The organism is Streptomyces sp. 6-11-2, assembly GCF_006540305.1.
Taxonomy (GTDB): domain Bacteria; phylum Actinomycetota; class Actinomycetes; order Streptomycetales; family Streptomycetaceae; genus Streptomyces.
Genome location: NZ_BJOR01000001.1, coordinates 1,088,379 through 1,103,978, shown reverse-complemented (window position 1 = coordinate 1,103,978; position 15,600 = coordinate 1,088,379). Strand labels below are relative to the sequence as shown.

The 15,600-nt window shown below is 73.6% G+C and carries 20 protein-coding genes; 15 read left to right on the top strand and 5 right to left on the bottom strand.

What is annotated here, in order from left to right:
* Positions 1-8: 8 nt before the first annotated feature.
* The 10 genes from TNCT6_RS04410 to TNCT6_RS04365 all read left to right on the top strand — a co-directional run bounded on the left by TNCT6_RS04410 (position 9) and on the right by TNCT6_RS04365 (position 5,430).
* On the top strand, positions 9-335 hold the full coding sequence (locus tag TNCT6_RS04410; protein WP_141356756.1) for a gas vesicle protein: 327 nt from the start codon (positions 9-11) through the stop codon (positions 333-335).
* A gap of 106 nt (positions 336-441) precedes the next feature.
* Complete coding sequence (locus TNCT6_RS04405) at positions 442-873, top strand: gas vesicle structural protein GvpA (RefSeq protein WP_141356754.1); 432 nt, start codon at positions 442-444, stop codon at positions 871-873.
* Complete coding sequence (locus TNCT6_RS04400; protein ID WP_141356752.1) at positions 870-1,640, top strand: GvpL/GvpF family gas vesicle protein; 771 nt, start codon at positions 870-872, stop codon at positions 1,638-1,640. Before TNCT6_RS04405 ends, TNCT6_RS04400 begins: the two co-directional genes overlap by 4 nt.
* A gap of 4 nt (positions 1,641-1,644) precedes the next feature.
* Positions 1,645-1,920, top strand: a complete 276-nt coding sequence (locus TNCT6_RS04395; RefSeq protein ID WP_141356750.1) for a gas vesicle protein GvpG — start codon at positions 1,645-1,647, stop codon at positions 1,918-1,920.
* Positions 1,917-2,681: a DNA primase gene (locus tag TNCT6_RS39745; RefSeq protein ID WP_172632803.1), complete on the top strand. Its 765-nt coding sequence runs from the start codon at positions 1,917-1,919 to the stop codon at positions 2,679-2,681. Before TNCT6_RS04395 ends, TNCT6_RS39745 begins: the two co-directional genes overlap by 4 nt.
* Positions 2,678-3,826 (top strand): SRPBCC family protein, encoded by a 1,149-nt coding sequence (locus TNCT6_RS04385; protein WP_141356746.1) that lies wholly within the window; start codon positions 2,678-2,680, stop codon positions 3,824-3,826. The genes TNCT6_RS39745 and TNCT6_RS04385 overlap by 4 nt, the downstream gene beginning before the upstream one ends.
* A complete protein-coding gene (gvpJ, locus tag TNCT6_RS04380; RefSeq protein ID WP_141356744.1) occupies positions 3,823-4,209 on the top strand; it encodes a gas vesicle protein in 387 nt (128 codons plus the stop codon). The genes TNCT6_RS04385 and gvpJ overlap by 4 nt, the downstream gene beginning before the upstream one ends.
* The gene (locus TNCT6_RS04375) at positions 4,206-4,967 is read left to right on the top strand and encodes a GvpL/GvpF family gas vesicle protein (RefSeq protein ID WP_141356742.1); all 762 of its coding nucleotides are present in this window, start codon (positions 4,206-4,208) and stop codon (positions 4,965-4,967) included. Before gvpJ ends, TNCT6_RS04375 begins: the two co-directional genes overlap by 4 nt.
* The gene (locus TNCT6_RS04370; RefSeq protein WP_141356740.1) at positions 4,964-5,146 is read left to right on the top strand and encodes a gas vesicle protein; all 183 of its coding nucleotides are present in this window, start codon (positions 4,964-4,966) and stop codon (positions 5,144-5,146) included. The genes TNCT6_RS04375 and TNCT6_RS04370 overlap by 4 nt, the downstream gene beginning before the upstream one ends.
* Before the next feature lie 2 nt (positions 5,147-5,148).
* Positions 5,149-5,430, top strand: a complete 282-nt coding sequence (locus TNCT6_RS04365; RefSeq protein WP_141356738.1) for a gas vesicle protein K — start codon at positions 5,149-5,151, stop codon at positions 5,428-5,430.
* 52 nt (positions 5,431-5,482) lie between these two features.
* Here TNCT6_RS04365 and TNCT6_RS04360 read toward each other — a convergent pair whose 3' ends face one another.
* Both TNCT6_RS04360 and TNCT6_RS04355 read right to left on the bottom strand, forming a co-directional pair.
* Positions 5,483-6,301, bottom strand: coding sequence for a class I SAM-dependent methyltransferase (locus TNCT6_RS04360; protein WP_141356736.1), 819 nt, complete (start codon positions 6,299-6,301; stop codon positions 5,483-5,485).
* Between the two features lie 126 nt (positions 6,302-6,427).
* Positions 6,428-7,921, bottom strand: a complete 1,494-nt coding sequence (locus TNCT6_RS04355; RefSeq protein ID WP_141356734.1) for a bifunctional phosphatase PAP2/diacylglycerol kinase family protein — start codon at positions 7,919-7,921, stop codon at positions 6,428-6,430.
* A 74-nt stretch (positions 7,922-7,995) separates the two neighbouring features.
* On the opposite strand from TNCT6_RS04355, the gene TNCT6_RS04350 reads away from it, so the two are divergent.
* Positions 7,996-8,649: a histidine phosphatase family protein gene (locus tag TNCT6_RS04350; RefSeq protein ID WP_141356732.1), complete on the top strand. Its 654-nt coding sequence runs from the start codon at positions 7,996-7,998 to the stop codon at positions 8,647-8,649.
* Positions 8,650-8,691: 42 nt separating this feature from the next.
* Complete coding sequence (locus TNCT6_RS04345; protein ID WP_141356730.1) at positions 8,692-10,311, top strand: ATP-binding cassette domain-containing protein; 1,620 nt, start codon at positions 8,692-8,694, stop codon at positions 10,309-10,311.
* A 25-nt stretch (positions 10,312-10,336) separates the two neighbouring features.
* On the opposite strand, the gene TNCT6_RS04340 is transcribed toward TNCT6_RS04345, so the two are convergent.
* Positions 10,337-11,449, bottom strand: coding sequence for a Vms1/Ankzf1 family peptidyl-tRNA hydrolase (locus tag TNCT6_RS04340; protein ID WP_141356728.1), 1,113 nt, complete (start codon positions 11,447-11,449; stop codon positions 10,337-10,339).
* 87 nt (positions 11,450-11,536) lie between these two features.
* Between TNCT6_RS04340 and TNCT6_RS04335 the strand changes: the two genes are divergently transcribed.
* Positions 11,537-11,785: a DUF6158 family protein gene (locus TNCT6_RS04335; protein ID WP_141356726.1), complete on the top strand. Its 249-nt coding sequence runs from the start codon at positions 11,537-11,539 to the stop codon at positions 11,783-11,785.
* Between the two features lie 22 nt (positions 11,786-11,807).
* Here the strand turns inward: TNCT6_RS04335 and TNCT6_RS04330 are convergent, their stop codons facing one another.
* Positions 11,808-12,350, bottom strand: coding sequence for a type 1 glutamine amidotransferase domain-containing protein (locus TNCT6_RS04330; protein ID WP_141356724.1), 543 nt, complete (start codon positions 12,348-12,350; stop codon positions 11,808-11,810).
* Between the two features lie 96 nt (positions 12,351-12,446).
* Positions 12,447-12,848 carry a DUF2795 domain-containing protein gene (locus TNCT6_RS04325; RefSeq protein WP_141356722.1) on the bottom strand — a complete coding sequence of 134 codons (402 nt, stop codon included), beginning with the start codon at positions 12,846-12,848 and terminating at the stop codon, positions 12,447-12,449.
* A gap of 288 nt (positions 12,849-13,136) precedes the next feature.
* On the opposite strand from TNCT6_RS04325, the gene TNCT6_RS04320 reads away from it, so the two are divergent.
* Both TNCT6_RS04320 and TNCT6_RS04315 read left to right on the top strand, forming a co-directional pair.
* The gene (locus tag TNCT6_RS04320) at positions 13,137-13,931 is read left to right on the top strand and encodes an RNA polymerase sigma factor SigF (protein WP_141356720.1); all 795 of its coding nucleotides are present in this window, start codon (positions 13,137-13,139) and stop codon (positions 13,929-13,931) included.
* A 177-nt stretch (positions 13,932-14,108) separates the two neighbouring features.
* Positions 14,109-15,413 (top strand): hypothetical protein, encoded by a 1,305-nt coding sequence (locus TNCT6_RS04315; protein WP_141356718.1) that lies wholly within the window; start codon positions 14,109-14,111, stop codon positions 15,411-15,413.
* The last annotated feature ends 187 nt before the right edge of the window (positions 15,414-15,600 follow it).

Genomic DNA, 15,600 nt, shown 5'->3' with positions numbered 1-15,600 from the left:
AGGTGGCCATGGTGAAGAGAGAAAACACCGCGGACTCGCAGGGTTCAGGAGAGTCGGCGTCCCGGCCGAGGCCGGTGGAGGTGCTGCGTGAGGCGCGTGCCCAGTTCGCCGAGCTGACGGGACTGACCGCGGAGTCCGTGACGACCTTCGAGCAGTCGGAGGACGGCTGGTCGCTGGAGGTCGAGGTCCTGGAACTGGCCCGGGTGCCCGACACCATGAGCCTGATGGCGAGCTATCAGGTGGAACTCGATCCGCGAGGGCAGCTGACCGGCTACCGGCGGCTGCGCCGCTACGAACGCGGGCGCGCCGACGCCCGCCGCTCCGGCGGCGGCTAGGCCGGCCCCGGGCGGCTCACGCCCGAGGACCGCATACGCACGCGGCAGACCACGCAGCGGACACAGACAAGTACGCAGCAGACACAGACAAGGAGGCGCGGTTGGCATGACCGTTGTCCCGGCACAGACGTCCGATGGCGGAGGCGGCAGCAGCGGCCTGTACGACGTACTGGAACTCGTCCTCGACCGGGGGCTGGTGATCGACGCGTTCGTGCGGGTCTCCCTGGTCGGCATCGAGATCCTGAAGATCGACGTACGGGTCGTCGTCGCCAGCGTCGACACCTACCTGCGCTTCGCCGAGGCCTGCAACCGGCTCGACCTGGAAGCCGGCCCGCACCGGACCCCCGGCCTGCCCGACCTGGTCGGCGAGGTCACCGAGTCCGGCGCGCGCGGCAAGGCCAAGGGGGCGCTGTCCGGCGCCGCCCAGACCGTCTCCGACGCCTTCCAGCAGGGCCGCCAGGAGCACTCGGACGAGAGCGGGCAGCGGCCGCGGGCCCGTAAGGCCGCGCCGGCCCGCCGGAAGGAGGAGCAGGAGTGAGCACGTACGTCTACGCGATCACCACCGCCTCCCATCCCGGCCTGCCGCGGGGCATGGGCGGTGTGGGCGAGCCGGCCCGCCCGGTGCGCGTGCTGACGGCGGGCGGGCTCGCCGCGGTCGTCAGCGACGCACCCGAGGGACTGCGCCCCAAACGCAGGGATCTGCTCGCCCACCAGGCCGTACTCAGTGAGGCCGGTGAGGCCGGCTGTGTGCTGCCGATGCGGTTCGGCAGCGTCGCCCCCGACGACGACACCGTCACCGGCGTCCTCACCGAGCGCGCCGAGCACTACCGCGAGCGGCTGCGCGCCCTGGAGGGCAGGGTCGAGTACAACGTCAAGGCCAGCCACGACGAGGAAGCGGTGCTGCACCGCGTGATGGCCGAGAACCCCGAGATCCGCTCCCTGGCGGAGGCCAACCGGCGCTCCGGCGGCGGGGGTTACCAGGACAAGCTCCGGCTCGGTGAGCTGGTCGCGGCCGCCGTGCAGGCCCGTGAGGCCGACGACGCCCGCGAGATCGTGCACGCGCTGGAGCCGTACGCCGCCGCGGTCAGCGACGGCCCGCCCTCCACCGGCTGGCTGGTCAACGCCTCGTTCCTGGTCGACCGGGAAGCGGCCGAGGAGTTCGTGACCGCCGTCGAACAGGCCCGCACGGACCTGCCCCACCTCGAACTGCGGGTCAACGGCCCCCTGCCGCCGTACAGCTTCGTCGAACCCGGCCCCGCCGAACCCGCGAGCACCACGGCCGTAGCGGACACGGGAGCGGAGTGACGTCATGGGACTCATCTCCGAAGTGCTGCTGCTGCCGTTCGCGCCGGCGCGCGGAAGCGCCTGGGCGATCCGGCAGGTACTGCGCGAGGCCGAGCGCATCTACTACGACCCGGCCACGGTGCAGGCCGAACTCGCCCGGCTGGAAGAGCAGCTGGAGGCCGGCGAGATCAGCGCCGAGGAGTTCGACCGCAGGGAGGACGAGCTTCTCGACCGGCTGGAGACCGGCCTGCGCTCAGGCACGGGGACAGGCGAGGGAACAGGCGAGGGGACGGCACGATGAACAAAGTGGGACTCGGCCTCGCGATAGGGGTCGGTTACCTCCTGGGACGGACGAAGAAGGCGAAACTCGCCCTCTCGCTGGGCAGCCTGGTGGCCGGCAAGAAGCTGAACCTCGGTCCGAGCGGGATCGCGCAGCTGGTCAACCAGCAGCTGATGAACAACCCGCAGCTCAAGGAGATCGGCGACCAGCTGCGCGAGGACCTGAAGGGGGTGGGCAAGGCGGCTTCGGGGGCCATGGCCGAACGGCAGATGACCGCGCTCGCCGACCGGCTGCACGGGCGGACCGCCCAGATCCGCGACGAGCTCGCCGGCGTCGCACCGCAGCCCGGCGGAGACGAGGAGCCCGAGGGGGAGGACACGTACACGGACGAGTACGACGAGTACGAGGACGAGTACGAGGACCGGGGGGAGGGCCGCGAGGCCGAGGGGGAGCCCCGGGGCGAGGACGAGGACCGCGGCGGACCGGCCCGCGAGGAAGCCGCCGGGAAGGCCCCCGCGAAGAAGGGGCCGGCGAAGAAGGCGCCCCCGAAGAAGGCCGCCAGGAAGGCGCCGGAGGGTGCACCGGCCCGGAAGGAAGCGGCGAAGAAGGCTCCTGCCAAGAAGGCCCCCGCGAAGAGGGCCGCCGCGAAGAAGGCTCCCGCCAGGAAGACGGCGGCGAAGAAGACCGCGACCGGAAGGACGGCCGCGAAGAGGACGGCCACGGCCGGCGGCGCGACCGGCGCCGCCCGCTCCCGGCGGCCGAAGGGTGGTGGTGACCGATGACCGGGGCCCTCGGATCCGCGACCTCCGCGGCCGGCGGCGCGGCGCGCGGCGCGGCGAAGGAAAGTCCGCTGAGCGACCTCGCCCACAGCGAGGCCGCCGACCGGCTCAAGGCCGAGGTGCAGGACTACCTCGGCGCCCAGGCCCAGCGGCTCCTGGTCGGTTTCGGCCGCAAGCTCGGCGAGACCACCGGCATGCTCAACGACATCGCCGAGGGCAACAGCCCGGGCTTCGTCAAGCTCGCCCTCGACGCCGGACGCAAGGCCGCCGAGGGCAAGGGCCCGGTGCGCTCGGTCCTGGAGCTGGGCGCCTCCCGCGCCAAGGACAGCGTCATGGGCGTGCTGAGGAACCTCGGTGGCGGCGGGGGCAAGCGCAAGCGCGGCGGGGGCAACAAGCCCACCGTCATCATCGAGTCCGTCGATGTCGGCGTGCCGCTGCGCACCGCCTACGACCAGTGGACCCAGTTCCAGGACTTCAGCACCTTCGCCAAGGGCGTCAAGAGCGCGAGCCGCGCCGACGACACCTCCTCCGACTGGCAGTTGAAGGTGTTCTGGTCCAGCCGAAGCTGGAAGGCCCACACCACCGAGCAGGTGGCCGACCAGCGCATCCAGTGGACGTCGGAGGGCGCGAAGGGCACCACGAAGGGCGTCGTCTCCTTCCACCGTCTCGAAGAGAACCTCACCCGGGTCCTGCTGGTCATGGAGTACTACCCGAGCGGATTGTTCGAGAAGACCGGGAACATCTGGCGGGCCCAGGGCCGCCGCGCCCGGCTGGACCTGAAGAACTACGTCCGGTTCATCACCCTCAAGGGAGAGGCCGACGAGGGCTGGCGCGGCGAGATCCGTGACGGCGAGGTCGTGCGCAGCCACGAGGACGCGGTCTCCGAGGAGGAGCAGGAGGCCGAGGAGGAGAACGGCTACGAGGACGAGAACCAGGAAGAGGAGCAGCCGTACGAGGAGAACGAGGAGGAGGGCCCGTACGCCGAGGAGGAGAACGGCGAGTACGAAGAGGAGGAGAACGAGGAGGAGCCCGAGGCGGAGGAAGACGAGGAGTACGAGCCCGGGGACGGTGAAGAGCCCGAGTACTACGAGGACGAGGAAGAAGAGGAGCCCGAGTACGAGTACGCCGAGGGCGGGGGCCGCCGATGACGACGCCCAGCCGACTGCCCGAACCGTACGGCCCGAGCGGCGGGGCCAACCTCGCCGACATTCTCGAGCGCGTGCTCGACAAGGGCATCGTCATCGCGGGCGACATCCGCATCAACCTGCTCGACATCGAACTGCTCACCGTCAAGCTCCGGCTCGTCGTCGCCTCGGTCGACAAGGCCAAGGAGATGGGTATCGACTGGTGGGAGACCGACCCGGCGCTCTCGTCCCGCGCCCGCCGCGACGAACTCGCCCGGGAGAACGCGGAGCTGCGCGAGCGGCTGGCGCGGCTGGAGGAACTGGAGCTGGACCGCGGCCGACCGGAGCCGGACCGCCTGGAGCGGGGCCGCGTGGACCAGGACCGTGCCCGCAAGGAGGCACCATGACCGGACTGCGGTACGTCTACGCCGTCTGCCGGCCCCTCGGCGCGCCTCTCCAGGCGGAGCTGACCGGGGTGGCGGGCGCTCCGGCCAAGCAGCTCAACCACCACGGCCTGGTCGCCGTCGTCAGCGAGGTGCCCGAGCGGGACTTCGCCGAGGAGCCGTTGCGCTCCCATCTGGAGGACCTCGACTGGCTCGCCGCCACCGCCCGCGCCCACCAGGGCGTCATCGACGCGCTGACCGTCGTCACCACACCGCTGCCGCTGAGGCTCGCCACCGTCTTCCGGGACGACAGCGCCGTGCGCACGATGATCGAGGCCCGCGAGGACCACATCCGCCACACCCTGGACCGGCTGGAGGGGCGTGTGGAGTGGGGCGTGAAGATCTACGCCGAGACCGAGCAGCCTCAGCAGGCCGCGCAGCCCGTGCCCAAGGCCGCCTCGGGCCGGGACTACCTGCGGCAGCGGCGGCAGCAGACCCGGGCGGGCGAGGACCTGTGGCAGAAGGCGGAGACCTTCGCGACCCGGCTGCACGAGCAGCTCTCCGCCTTCGCCGAGGAGTCCCGGCTGCACGCCCCGCAGCACCCCGCTCTCGCCGGCGGCACGGCGGGTCGGAACGTGCTCAACGCCGCCTACCTGGTGCCGCGCGGCGACTCCGAGGAGTTCGTGGAACTCGTGGACCGCACGAAGGACGACGTGCCGGGGCTGCGCGTGGAACTCACCGGGCCCTGGGCGGCGTACTCCTTCGCGGGGGAGGAGGCATGACGGTCGTCGAACGCCGTGAGATCGCCCTGGTCGACCTACTCGACCGGCTGCTGGCCGGCGGTGTCGTCATCACCGGGGACATCACCCTGCGCATCGCCGACGTGGACCTCGTCCGCATCGACCTGAACGCGCTGATCAGCTCGGTGAACGCCCAAGTGCCCTCGCCCTTCGAGGAGTAGCCGTGCCTCCGCGCAAGCGACTGGATCTGGAGCCCGACACGGTCGAGCGGGACCTGGTGAAACTCGTGCTCACCGTTGTGGAACTGCTGCGCCAGCTCATGGAGCGGCAGGCGCTGCGCCGCTTCGACGAGGGGGACCTGAGCGAGGACCAGGAGGAGCGGATCGGTCTCACGCTCATGCTCCTGGAGGACCGCATGGCCGAACTGCGCGACCGCTACGGGCTGCGGCCCGAGGACCTGAATCTGGACCTCGGACCGCTGGGACCCCTGCTTCCCCGGGAGTGACGCTTCACGAACGGCAGGGAACGGGGGAGAGGTCCCGGGGAGAGCTGCGGAATCAGCCTTCCTTGCGGCACAGGATCTCCCCGTGCAGGACCGCGAACCAGCCGTCGTGCCGCTCACCCCACTCCCGCCACGCCGCCGACACGGCCCGCAACCGCTCCTCGGTCGCGTGTCCGCCCGCGACGGCGCGCTCGGCGTACGCCGACGCCACGGTGCGGTCGGCCCAGAGCCCGCTCCACCAGGCGCGCTCGTCCTCGGTGGCGTAGGTCCAGGTGCTGGAGCCGGCCGTGACGTCGGTGAAGCCGGCCGCCAGCGCCCAGGACCGCAGCCGGCGTCCGGCGTCCGGCTCACCCCCGTTGGCGCGGGCGACCCGCCGGTACAGGTCCAGCCAGTCGTCCAGCCCCGGCACCCGCGGGTGCCAGGTCATCGCCGCGTAGTCCGCGTCGCGGACGGCGATGTACCCGCCCGGCTTCGTCACCCGCCGCATCTCGCGCAGCGCCTGCACGGGGTCGCCCACGTGCTGGAGCACCTGGTGGGCGTGGACGACGCAGAACGTGTCGTCGGGATGGTCGAGGGCGTGGACGTCGGCCACCGCGAAGTCGACGTTGGCCAGGCCCCGCCCGGCGGCCGTGGCGCGCGCCTGCTCCAGGACGCCGGGCGCCCGGTCGACACCTGTGACGTGCCCTTGGGGGACGAGGGCCGCCAGGTCGGCGGTGATGGTGCCGGGACCGCAGCCGATGTCGAGGATCTTCATGTGCGGCCGGAGCGAGCCGAGCAGGTAGGCCGCGGAGTTGGCGGCGGTGCGCCAGGTGTGCGAACGCAGCACGGACTCGTGGTGCCCGTGCGTGTAGACGGCCGTCTCCCGCTTCGGCATGGCTGTACCCCTTCTCGTCCCCTGACCCCGTGGGCCCGCGGCCCCGGGCGGTACGGATCACGGTACGCCTCCGTGCCGGATGGTGAGACCCTGATTTCAGCATCCGGACAGGCGGCGGGTGGGTGGTCAGTCTCCTGGCAGCGGCCGGTACACCGCCAGCGCCTCGGGCAGCTTCTCCAGCCACAGCTCGTCCTCCGCCTCCATCACCTCGCCGTCGTGGGCGAGCAGCGTGCCGGGCGCGACACCGGTCAGGCGCAGCCGGGCCACCTGGACCGCGGCGTGGGCGGGGGACCGCGTCAGCGGGCCGGCCAGGGCCGCGGACAGCAGGCGCAGCGCCGGCCTGCGGCCCCCGTGCACCACCCGGACGTCGAGCTTCCCGTCCGTCAGGTCGAGCCGGCGGCCCGGGGCGAGCCCCATGCGGTGGTACGTGCCGTTTCCGGCGAACAGCAGCCACAGCGGGTGGGAGCGGCCCCGCACCACCGCCCGCAGCGGATGGCGGTCGGCGCGCAGCACCTTCAGCGTCGCCAGCACCCCGGCCGGCCAGCTGCCGATCCGGCCGGACCAGCGCTCGCGCTCGCGCACCAGCTCCGGGTACAGGCCGAGGCTGAAGGTGTTGAGGAAGACGCCCCGCTTGCTCCCGGAGCGGAAGCGGCCCACGTCCACGCGCACGCCGTGACCGTGCTCCAGGGCCCGGCCGAGGGCCCGGGCGTCCTCCACGCCGAGGTCGTAGGCGAAGTGGTTGAGCGTGCCGCCGGGCAGCACCGCGAGCGGCAGGCCGCGGCGCAGGGCGATCTCGGCGGCCGCGTTCACGGTGCCGTCGCCGCCGCACACCCCGAGCACCCGGGCGCGGTCCGCCGCCTTCTCCAGCTCGGCCTGGACCTCTTCCGGCTCGCACTCGACGACGTCCGCCTCCGGCAGTACGTCCCGCAGCGCGCCGGCGCGGTCCGCGGTGCCGGAGGCCCGGTTGGCCACCAGGACCAGGCCCGCGCCGCCGGGAAGCGCCGGCAGGTCGGCGCGGGGGTGGGGCGGCGGGCCGGTCTGGGCGCGGGTGGGCACCAGGGCGCGTACCGCGAACGCGACGCCCGCGCCCAGTGCGGCACCCGCCAGCACGTCGCTCGGGAAGTGGACGCCGGTGTAGACGCGCGAGAGCGCCACCGACGCGGCGACCGGGGCCACCGCCGCGCCCCAGGCCGTGGACTCCAGGGCGACGCCGGTCGCGAAGGCGGCCGCGGACGCCGCGTGCCCGGACGGGAAGGACGTGGTGAACGGCTGCCGCTTGAGCCGCCGCATGATCGGGACGGGGTCCAGGACCGGCCGGTCGCGGCGCACCGAGCGTTTGCCCAGGGTGTTGACGGTCAGGGACGCAAGGCTCAGGGAGGCCAGGCCGCGGACGGCGGCCCGGCGGGCCCTCGGGGTGCGGCTCGCGCTGATGGCGGCCGCCGCCGCGCACCACAGCACGCCGTGGTTCGCGGCCCGGCTCAGCCTCGGCAGCACGGGTCCGGCACCGGGCCAGCGGCGCTCGGCCGCGAACTCGAACAGCCGGCCGTCCAGGGCCGTCAGGCGCTTCAGGACGGCGCGGGCGCCGGTCTTCGGGACGGTGAGGTCGACGTCTGGGCTCATACGGGGACCGTTACCCTGAAGTCGCCGTTTCTTGTGTGTGAGGGGCGGCACCGGCCGCCTTCAGGGACCCTTGCATGCGTCTGCTCCTCATCCGCCATGCCCAGACCCCCTCCAACGTGGGCCACCTGCTGGACACGCGGATCCCCGGGCCGGGCCTGACCGGGCTCGGCGAACGGCAGGCGGCCGCGCTGCCGCGGGCACTCGCCGGCGAGGACATCGAAGCGCTCTACGCCTCCACGCTGATCCGCACCCAGCTCACCGCCGGGCCCCTGGCCGCCGTCCGCGGACTCGACGTGATCGTCCGCGACGGCATCCGCGAGGTGTCGGCGGGCGACCTGGAGACGGAGCCCGGCGACTCCGAGCGCGGACAGGTCTACATGCGCACGCTGCTGGGCTGGGCCGCCGGTGACACCCGGACGCGCATGCCCGGCGGCGAGAGCGGCACCGAGGTGCTGGCCCGCTACGACGCGGTCGTCGCCGAGGCCACCGCGGACGGTGCCGGAACCGTCGCCATGGTCAGTCACGGCGCTGCCATCCGCCTGTGGACCGCGGTCCGCGCCCGCAACCTCGACGTGGAGTTCGCCGCCACCCACCCCCTGGAGAACACCGGCGTGGTGGTCCTCCAGGGCTCGGCCGACGCCGGATGGACGGCCTTGACGTGGGCGGACGCGGTCGTCACCCCGGCGCGGGAGAGCGGCCCGACCGGACGGCCCGTGGACTTCGGATAAGCGTTTGCCCGTCCCGTACGGCCGCGACCAGAATGCCTGACCATGGGACATCTGGAAGCCGCGCACCTGGAGTACAACCTCCCCGACGGGAGGACGCTGCTCGGCGATGTGTCCTTCCGGGTGGGAGAGGGGGCCGCCGTGGCCCTCGTCGGACCGAACGGCGCCGGCAAGACCACCCTGCTCCGCATGGTCTCCGGCGAGCTGAAGCCGCACGGCGGCACCGTGACCGTCGGCGGCGGTCTCGGCGTGATGCGGCAGTTCGTGGGGTCGGTGCGGGACGAGACGACCGTGCGCGACCTGCTCGTGTCGGTCGCGCCGCCGCGGGTGAGGGAGGCCGCGCGGGCCGTCGACACGGCCGAGCACGCCATCATGACCGTCGACGACGAGGCCGCCCAGCTCCAGTACGCGCAGGCGCTGGCCGACTGGGCGGAGGCACGCGGCTACGAGGCCGAGACGCTGTGGGACATGTGCACCACGGCCGCTCTCGGCATGCCCTACGACAAGGCGCAGTGGCGGGAGGTGCGCACGCTGTCCGGCGGCGAGCAGAAGCGGCTGGTGCTGGAGGCGCTGCTGCGCGGCACGGACGAGGTGCTGCTGCTCGACGAGCCGGACAACTACCTCGACGTGCCCGGCAAGCGCTGGCTGGAGGAGCGTCTGAAGGAGACCCGCAAGACGGTGCTCTTCGTCTCCCACGACCGTGAACTCCTCGCCCGCGCCGCCGACCGGATCGTCTCCCTCGAACCCGGCCCGGCCGGCGCCGACGCCTGGGTGCACGGCGGCGGTTTCGCCACCTACCACGAGGCCCGGCGCCAGCGCTTCGCCCGCTTCGAGGAGTTGCGCAGGCGCTGGGACGAGAAGCACGCGCAGCTGAAGAAGCTGGTGCTGAACCTGCGGCAGGCCGCCACCGTCAGCCATGAACTGGCCTCCCGCTACCAGGCCGCCCAGACCCGGCTGCGCAAGTTCGAGGAGGCCGGTCCGCCGCCGGAGCCGCCGCGTGAGCAGGACATCCGGATGCGCCTGAAGGGCGGCCGCACCGGCGTCCGGGCCGTCACCTGCCAGGGCCTGGAGCTGACCGGCCTGATGCAGCCCTTCGACCTGGAGGTCTTCTACGGCGAACGCGTCGCGGTGCTCGGCTCCAACGGCTCCGGCAAGTCGCACTTCCTGCGGTTGCTGGCCGGCGAGGACGTGGCGCACACCGGCGCGTGGAAGCTCGGCGCGCGGGTGGTCCCCGGGCACTTCGCCCAGACCCACGCACACCCCGAGCTGGTGGGCCGCACCCTGCTGGACATCCTGTGGAAGGAGCACTCCCAGGACCGCGGCGCCGCGATGTCCCGGCTGCGCCGCTACGAACTGACCGGCCAGGCCGAACAGACCTTCGACCGGCTCTCCGGCGGTCAGCAGGCCCGGTTCCAGATCCTGCTGCTGGAGCTGGCGGGCGCCACCGCGCTGCTCCTGGACGAGCCGACCGACAACCTCGACCTGGATTCCGCCGAGGCCCTCCAGGAAGGCCTGGAGGCCTTCGAGGGCACGGTCCTCGCGGTCACCCACGACCGCTGGTTCGCCCGCTCCTTCGACCGGTTCCTCGTCTTCGGCAGCGACGGCCGGGTCCGCGAGACCCCGGAGCCGGTGTGGGACGAACGGCGGGTACAGCGGGCGCGGTAACGCACGTCTGCCGCCGCCGGGCCGCTCACCGCCGGCGCAGGACGGCGCCCAGCCCGCCCGCCGGCACGTCCTCGCCGGCGGCGGCCGGGTCCAGCGACAGGGCCGTGGCGTCCTGGCAGACCGCCGAGCGGAGCAGGGCGTCGTCGGCCCGGGCCGGCCAGGAGTGCCGCTCGCCGAGGGCCTTCAGCTCCGTACGGCGCACGGCCAGCTGGTCGGCGTCCTCGCCGATCCACACCTCGCGGTGGGCGTCTGCGCCGTCCGGGCTGATCAGCAGTTCCTCAAGACGGTGCTCGCGGGCCGCCTCGACCAGCGCCGACACCCCCTCGGCGGCCCCCGAGCGTCCCTCGTCGTCCGGTGTCCGGGCCGCCCGGAACCGGTCCAGCTCGGACTCGACACGCTGGTGCACGTGCGCGGCGCGGATCCGCTCCACGTCCTCGTCCAGCAGCCGGCTGCCGGTGCCGTCGGCGGCCTCCGCCACGCGGTCGTGCAGCCGTTTCGGCAGCCGCCCGCGCACCTCGCGCCGCTCCCGGTCGTCGCCGACCAGGATCAGCAGGTCGGCGTCCGTCTCCTCCTGGCAGACGCTGAGCGCGTCCGCGATCTCCGCCGCGTTGTGCTCCCAGGTGTTCTCCACCTTCAGCTGGAAGTGCCGTTCCGACCAGTCCGCGCTCGCCGTCCGGTGGATGGGCCACTCCAGCGCCACCACCGTCCCGGCGTCCTCCGGGCCCAGCGAGCTGCGCAGCTCGAAGTCCGCGCCCCTGCGGTCGACGTACGCGACGATCGCGACCGGATCCTCACCCGCCAGCTCCAGCAGCGGCGCCACGCGCGGCAGCGCCGCCCACTCCGCCCGGCTGCCGCCCCGCGGCGGACGGGCCAGCAGCGGGTCGAGCACGACCGCGCCGTCCCGCGCGAACAGCACCCGCCCCTGCGGATCGGGGACACGGCGAAGCTCCCGTACGGCCTCCTCCACCGCTCGGCAGGTGGCCTCGTCCGCGCCTTGCCGCGCCAGCTCGCGCCCCATGGCCCGGGCCGTCAGCTCCAGCTGGTGGGCCGTTTCCTCCGTGTGCCGCGAGGTGTCGACGTACACGGAGGCCCAGGGGCCCGGGTGTTCGTACAGTGGATGCAGAAAGGCGAGATCCATGGCTCCCTCCCGGAGACCGTTCGGTGGCGCCGCACGCCGGGCGGGTACCCGGACCGCAGGTACGAACACGACGAACGGGGCACCACCATGACCGGAGTCGACCCGGGACGGCTGGACGACCAGCAGCTGATGAAGGAGCTGGAGACGATCCACCGCACGCGCCACGACACGCTGCTGTACGGCTCGAACGACGCGCTGCGCGCCCACAACGAACGCATGGCGCAGCTCGAGGGCGAGTACCTGCGCCGCAACCCGCGCCGCCCGGTCGCCGCCGGCCGCACCCGCGAGGGGGCCAGGGAACGCGGATGCGGGGAGTCGGCGACTCCCCGCGTCTGAAGGACGTCCCGGCGCCGGAGGGTCAGCCGGCCTTCTCGGTGAGGACGTCGAGGAAGGCCTCGCAGAACGCCTTCAGATCGTCCGGCTTGCGGCTGGTGATCAGCTTGTTCGGGCCGTGGTCGCAGATCTTCACCTGTTCGTCGACCCAGATGCCGCCCGCGTTGCGGATGTCCGTCCGCAGACTCGGCCACGAGGTCAGCACCCGGCCCCGTACGACATCCGCCTCGACCAGCGTCCACGGCGCGTGGCAGATCGCGGCCACCGGACGGCCCTGCGTGAAGAACGCCCCCACGAACGCCACCGCCTTCTCGTCCGTCCGCAGGAAGTCCGGGTTGGCGACGCCGCCCGGCAGGACCAGCGCGTCGAAGGAGTCAGGGGAGGCCTCGCCGACGACCGCGTCCACGGGGAACCTGTCCGCCTTGTCCAGGTGGTCGAAGGCCTGGATCTCCCCGGACTCGGTCGACACGAGCACGGTCTCGTGACCGGCGTCCTTCGCCGCCTTCCACGGTTCGGTGAGCTCGACCTGTTCCACGCCCTCGGGCGCGGTCAGAAATGCGATGCGCATGATGCCTCAACGTCCTTTCGGCGCCCCGGGGACGGGCCCTGCCGTCCCCGGGGCGCTTTTCTCCCGGCGCCGGCCGCGGCGCCCCCGGGCACGGGCCTACGCGCGCTCCTCCCGCGCGGGCGTCTCGGTGTGCGTCAGTTCCCGGGCCAGCTCCTGCACATTGGCGTAGCGCGCCTTGTGCGGCAGTCGCTGGAGCGCCTCGATCAGCGTGTCGGGCGCGTTCTTGCGCCGGAGCAGGCGGGTCAGCTCGCCCGGACCCGCGGGAAAGGCACTGCGGCCCAGAATCCTGGCCAGCTCCAGGCGGACGCTCTCCAGGGACGCCCGGGAGCCGCCCGGCGCCACCGGTCCGCCCCACACCTCCGGATCGTCCTCGGCGGTCGGCTCCGGGTCGTGCCACTCCTCGCTCCGCGTGGGATGGCCGGACCTGAGCAGTCCCTGCAACTCGTGCTTCATCTCGTCGTCACGGTGGACACTCAGCCGGTCACTGCCTCGCTGCATGTCTCCCTCCAGATCGTCGGGGGTGGCCACCGCGTACCCGTGCGCGGGAAGCCGACACCGGTTTTCCGGGACGGGATGACACCCGAGGGGCGGCCGGAATCCCGCCCCGCCGCGGCGGCGTGTTTGGACGCCCGGGACCGGGGGCAGGCGCGGAGCCAGTGCTTCGGACCGGAGGCACGCCCGTGGAAGCGGCGCGACACGCCGCCACGTGCGGCCGTCCGGTTCACGCGCCCGCGCTCCCACGGTGACCGTCCGCCCGAGAGGACCCCGAGGGAGCTGCGACGCACCATGCCAACGCGAGCGAGCGCCAGGCACCACCCCCACGACGACGCCCCCGACACCGCGGAAGCCTTCCGCCGGCTCGCCGCACTCCCCCCGGGGCGACGGCGGAACGAGGTCCGCGACGAGATCGTTCAGGCCTGGCTGCCGATGGCCGAACGGCTCGCCGGCCGGTTCCGCAGCCGCGGCGAGAGTTCCGAGGACCTGCGCCAGGTCGCCGCGCTCGGCCTGGTCAAGGCGGTCGACCGCTACGACCCCGAGCGGGGCAACGCCTTCGAGAGCTACGCCGTGCCCACCATCACCGGTGAGATCAAGCGGCACTTCCGCGACCACATGTGGACGGTGCACGTCCCGCGCCGGGTGCAGGAACTGCGCAACCGGGTCCGCTTCGCCTCCCAGGACCTCTCCCGGACGATCTCCGGCCGCGGTCCCACCGTCGCCGAGGTCGCCGAGCACGCCCACCTCAGCGAGGAGGAGGTGCGGATCGGACAGGAGGCGCTGGAGAGCTTCACCGCCCTCTCGCTCGACGCGGAACTGTCCGGCAGCGAGGACGGCTACTCCCTGGGCGACAGCCTGGGCTCGCCCGACCCGGCCCTGGACACCGTGGTGGACCGCGAGTCGGTCAGGCCGCGGCTGGCGGCGCTGTCCGAACGGGAGCGGGCCATCCTGTACATGCGGTTCTTCGGCGACATGACGCAGAGCCGGATCGCCGAGCAGTTGGGCATCTCGCAGATGCACGTGTCCCGGCTGATCAGCCGGTGCTGCGACCGACTGCGGGAGCAGGTGATGCGGGAGGGCGTGTAGGGGCGGCCCGCTTCCGGGGAGCTCCTCAGGGGCGGGCCGCCGGCGTCACCCGATAGGTCGTTGGTGTCCCGCCAATGGGGCTCGGCCGCGCGCGACCCGCGGTACCAGCGGCTGTGATGGCAGCGAAGGGCACGAACCCGTGCCGTCAGACGTCGTCGGTTCCAAGGAGCCCCGCTCATGCGCCGTACCGTCCCCCGCGCCCTGCCCGTCGCCGTCCTGGCCGGAGTCATGGCGGGCGGCGCCGCGTCGGCCGCCCTCGCGAGCCCGGCCGCCGGCTCGCACGCTCGTCCCCCCGCCCTGCGGCAGGCGGCGCGCACCGCCCACGCCCCGCGGGCCGGCGAGGGCGCCGCGGTCACCGTCGTGTGCGGCCCGGACGGCGGTGACGTCTCGCGCGCCGAGGCCGAGGCCTGCGCGCCGGCATCCGGATCCGGCGCGGGCAGGGGCGGCGGGCCGTCCGTGGTCGCGTCCGGTACGGACCGGGCCGGACCGGCCGGGGACGCGGTCCCGACGGTCGCTGCCCGCGCCAGGCCGCCCGGGGGCGCCGCCGGCGACACGGAGGCCGCGGCGCCGGCCCGGGCCCCGGCGGACGCGTCGCGGGACCCGGTCCTCCAGGACACGCCGGCCAACGACCCGTTCCGCCCCGGGCCCGGGGAGTCCGCGCCGGGTGACCCGGGTTCGGGTCGGTTGGGGGAGTCCGGGCCGGGTGACCCGGGTTCGGGTCGGTTGGGGGAGTCCGGGCCGGGTGACCCGGGTTCGGGTCGGTTGGGGGAGTCCGGGCCGGGTGACCCGGGTTCGGGTCGGTTCGGGGAGTCCGCGCCCGGTGACCCGGCCTCGGGTCAGTCCGCGCAGACCCCGCCCCGCGACCCGGCTTCCGGCCAGGTTTCGGGCAGTCCGGCCCGCGGGACGTTCCGCGACGTACCCACCTACGACCCTTCCCGCACCCAGGTCGCGCCGGACCTCGACGGTTCCTTCGATCCTTCCCGGTCGCAGGACTCGTTCGGACCTCAGGTCCGGCCGGGTCCCAACGGCTCCTTCGATCCTTCCCGGTCGCAGGACTCGTTCGGACCTCAGGTCATGCCGGGTCCCAACACCTCCTACGATCCCTCCCGGTCGCAGGACTCGTCCGGACTCCAGGTCATGCCGGGCCCCAACACCTCCTACGCCCCTTCCCGCCCGCAGGGCTCCCGGGACCCCGCCCGGGACCCGTCCCACGCCCCGTCCCGAGGTCCGGACTCCAGCGGCCCGTCCCGGGGCGAAGGTTCGTGGGACGCCTCCCGCGGTCAGTCCGGCACCGGCCCGGGCCGCGGCCCGGTCGCGGGCCGCGACCCCTCCCGCGATGCGGCGCAGCACGGTGTGCAGGCCGGTGCGGGTGGCTCGTTCACCGCCTCCCTGCCGGCCCTGATCGGCGGCGGCGCGCTGATCGCGGCGGCGCTCGGCGGGGCGGTCCACCGGGTGTGGCGGCGTTCGCAGGCCGACGGCTGACCGGGCAGCCGGACGCCCTGCGGGGACGCTGGCCGGCGTGACCTGCCCGACCCCGGCCGGGTGGCCTTGGGAGGGCGCCGCCCTGGGTACACGGAGCCCCGAAGGCACGGCCGGCGCCCTGCGGACGGACCCGCCCCCGGACACCGGGCGGCGGACCGGACGCACGCGGCCGGGACGGACCGGTGAC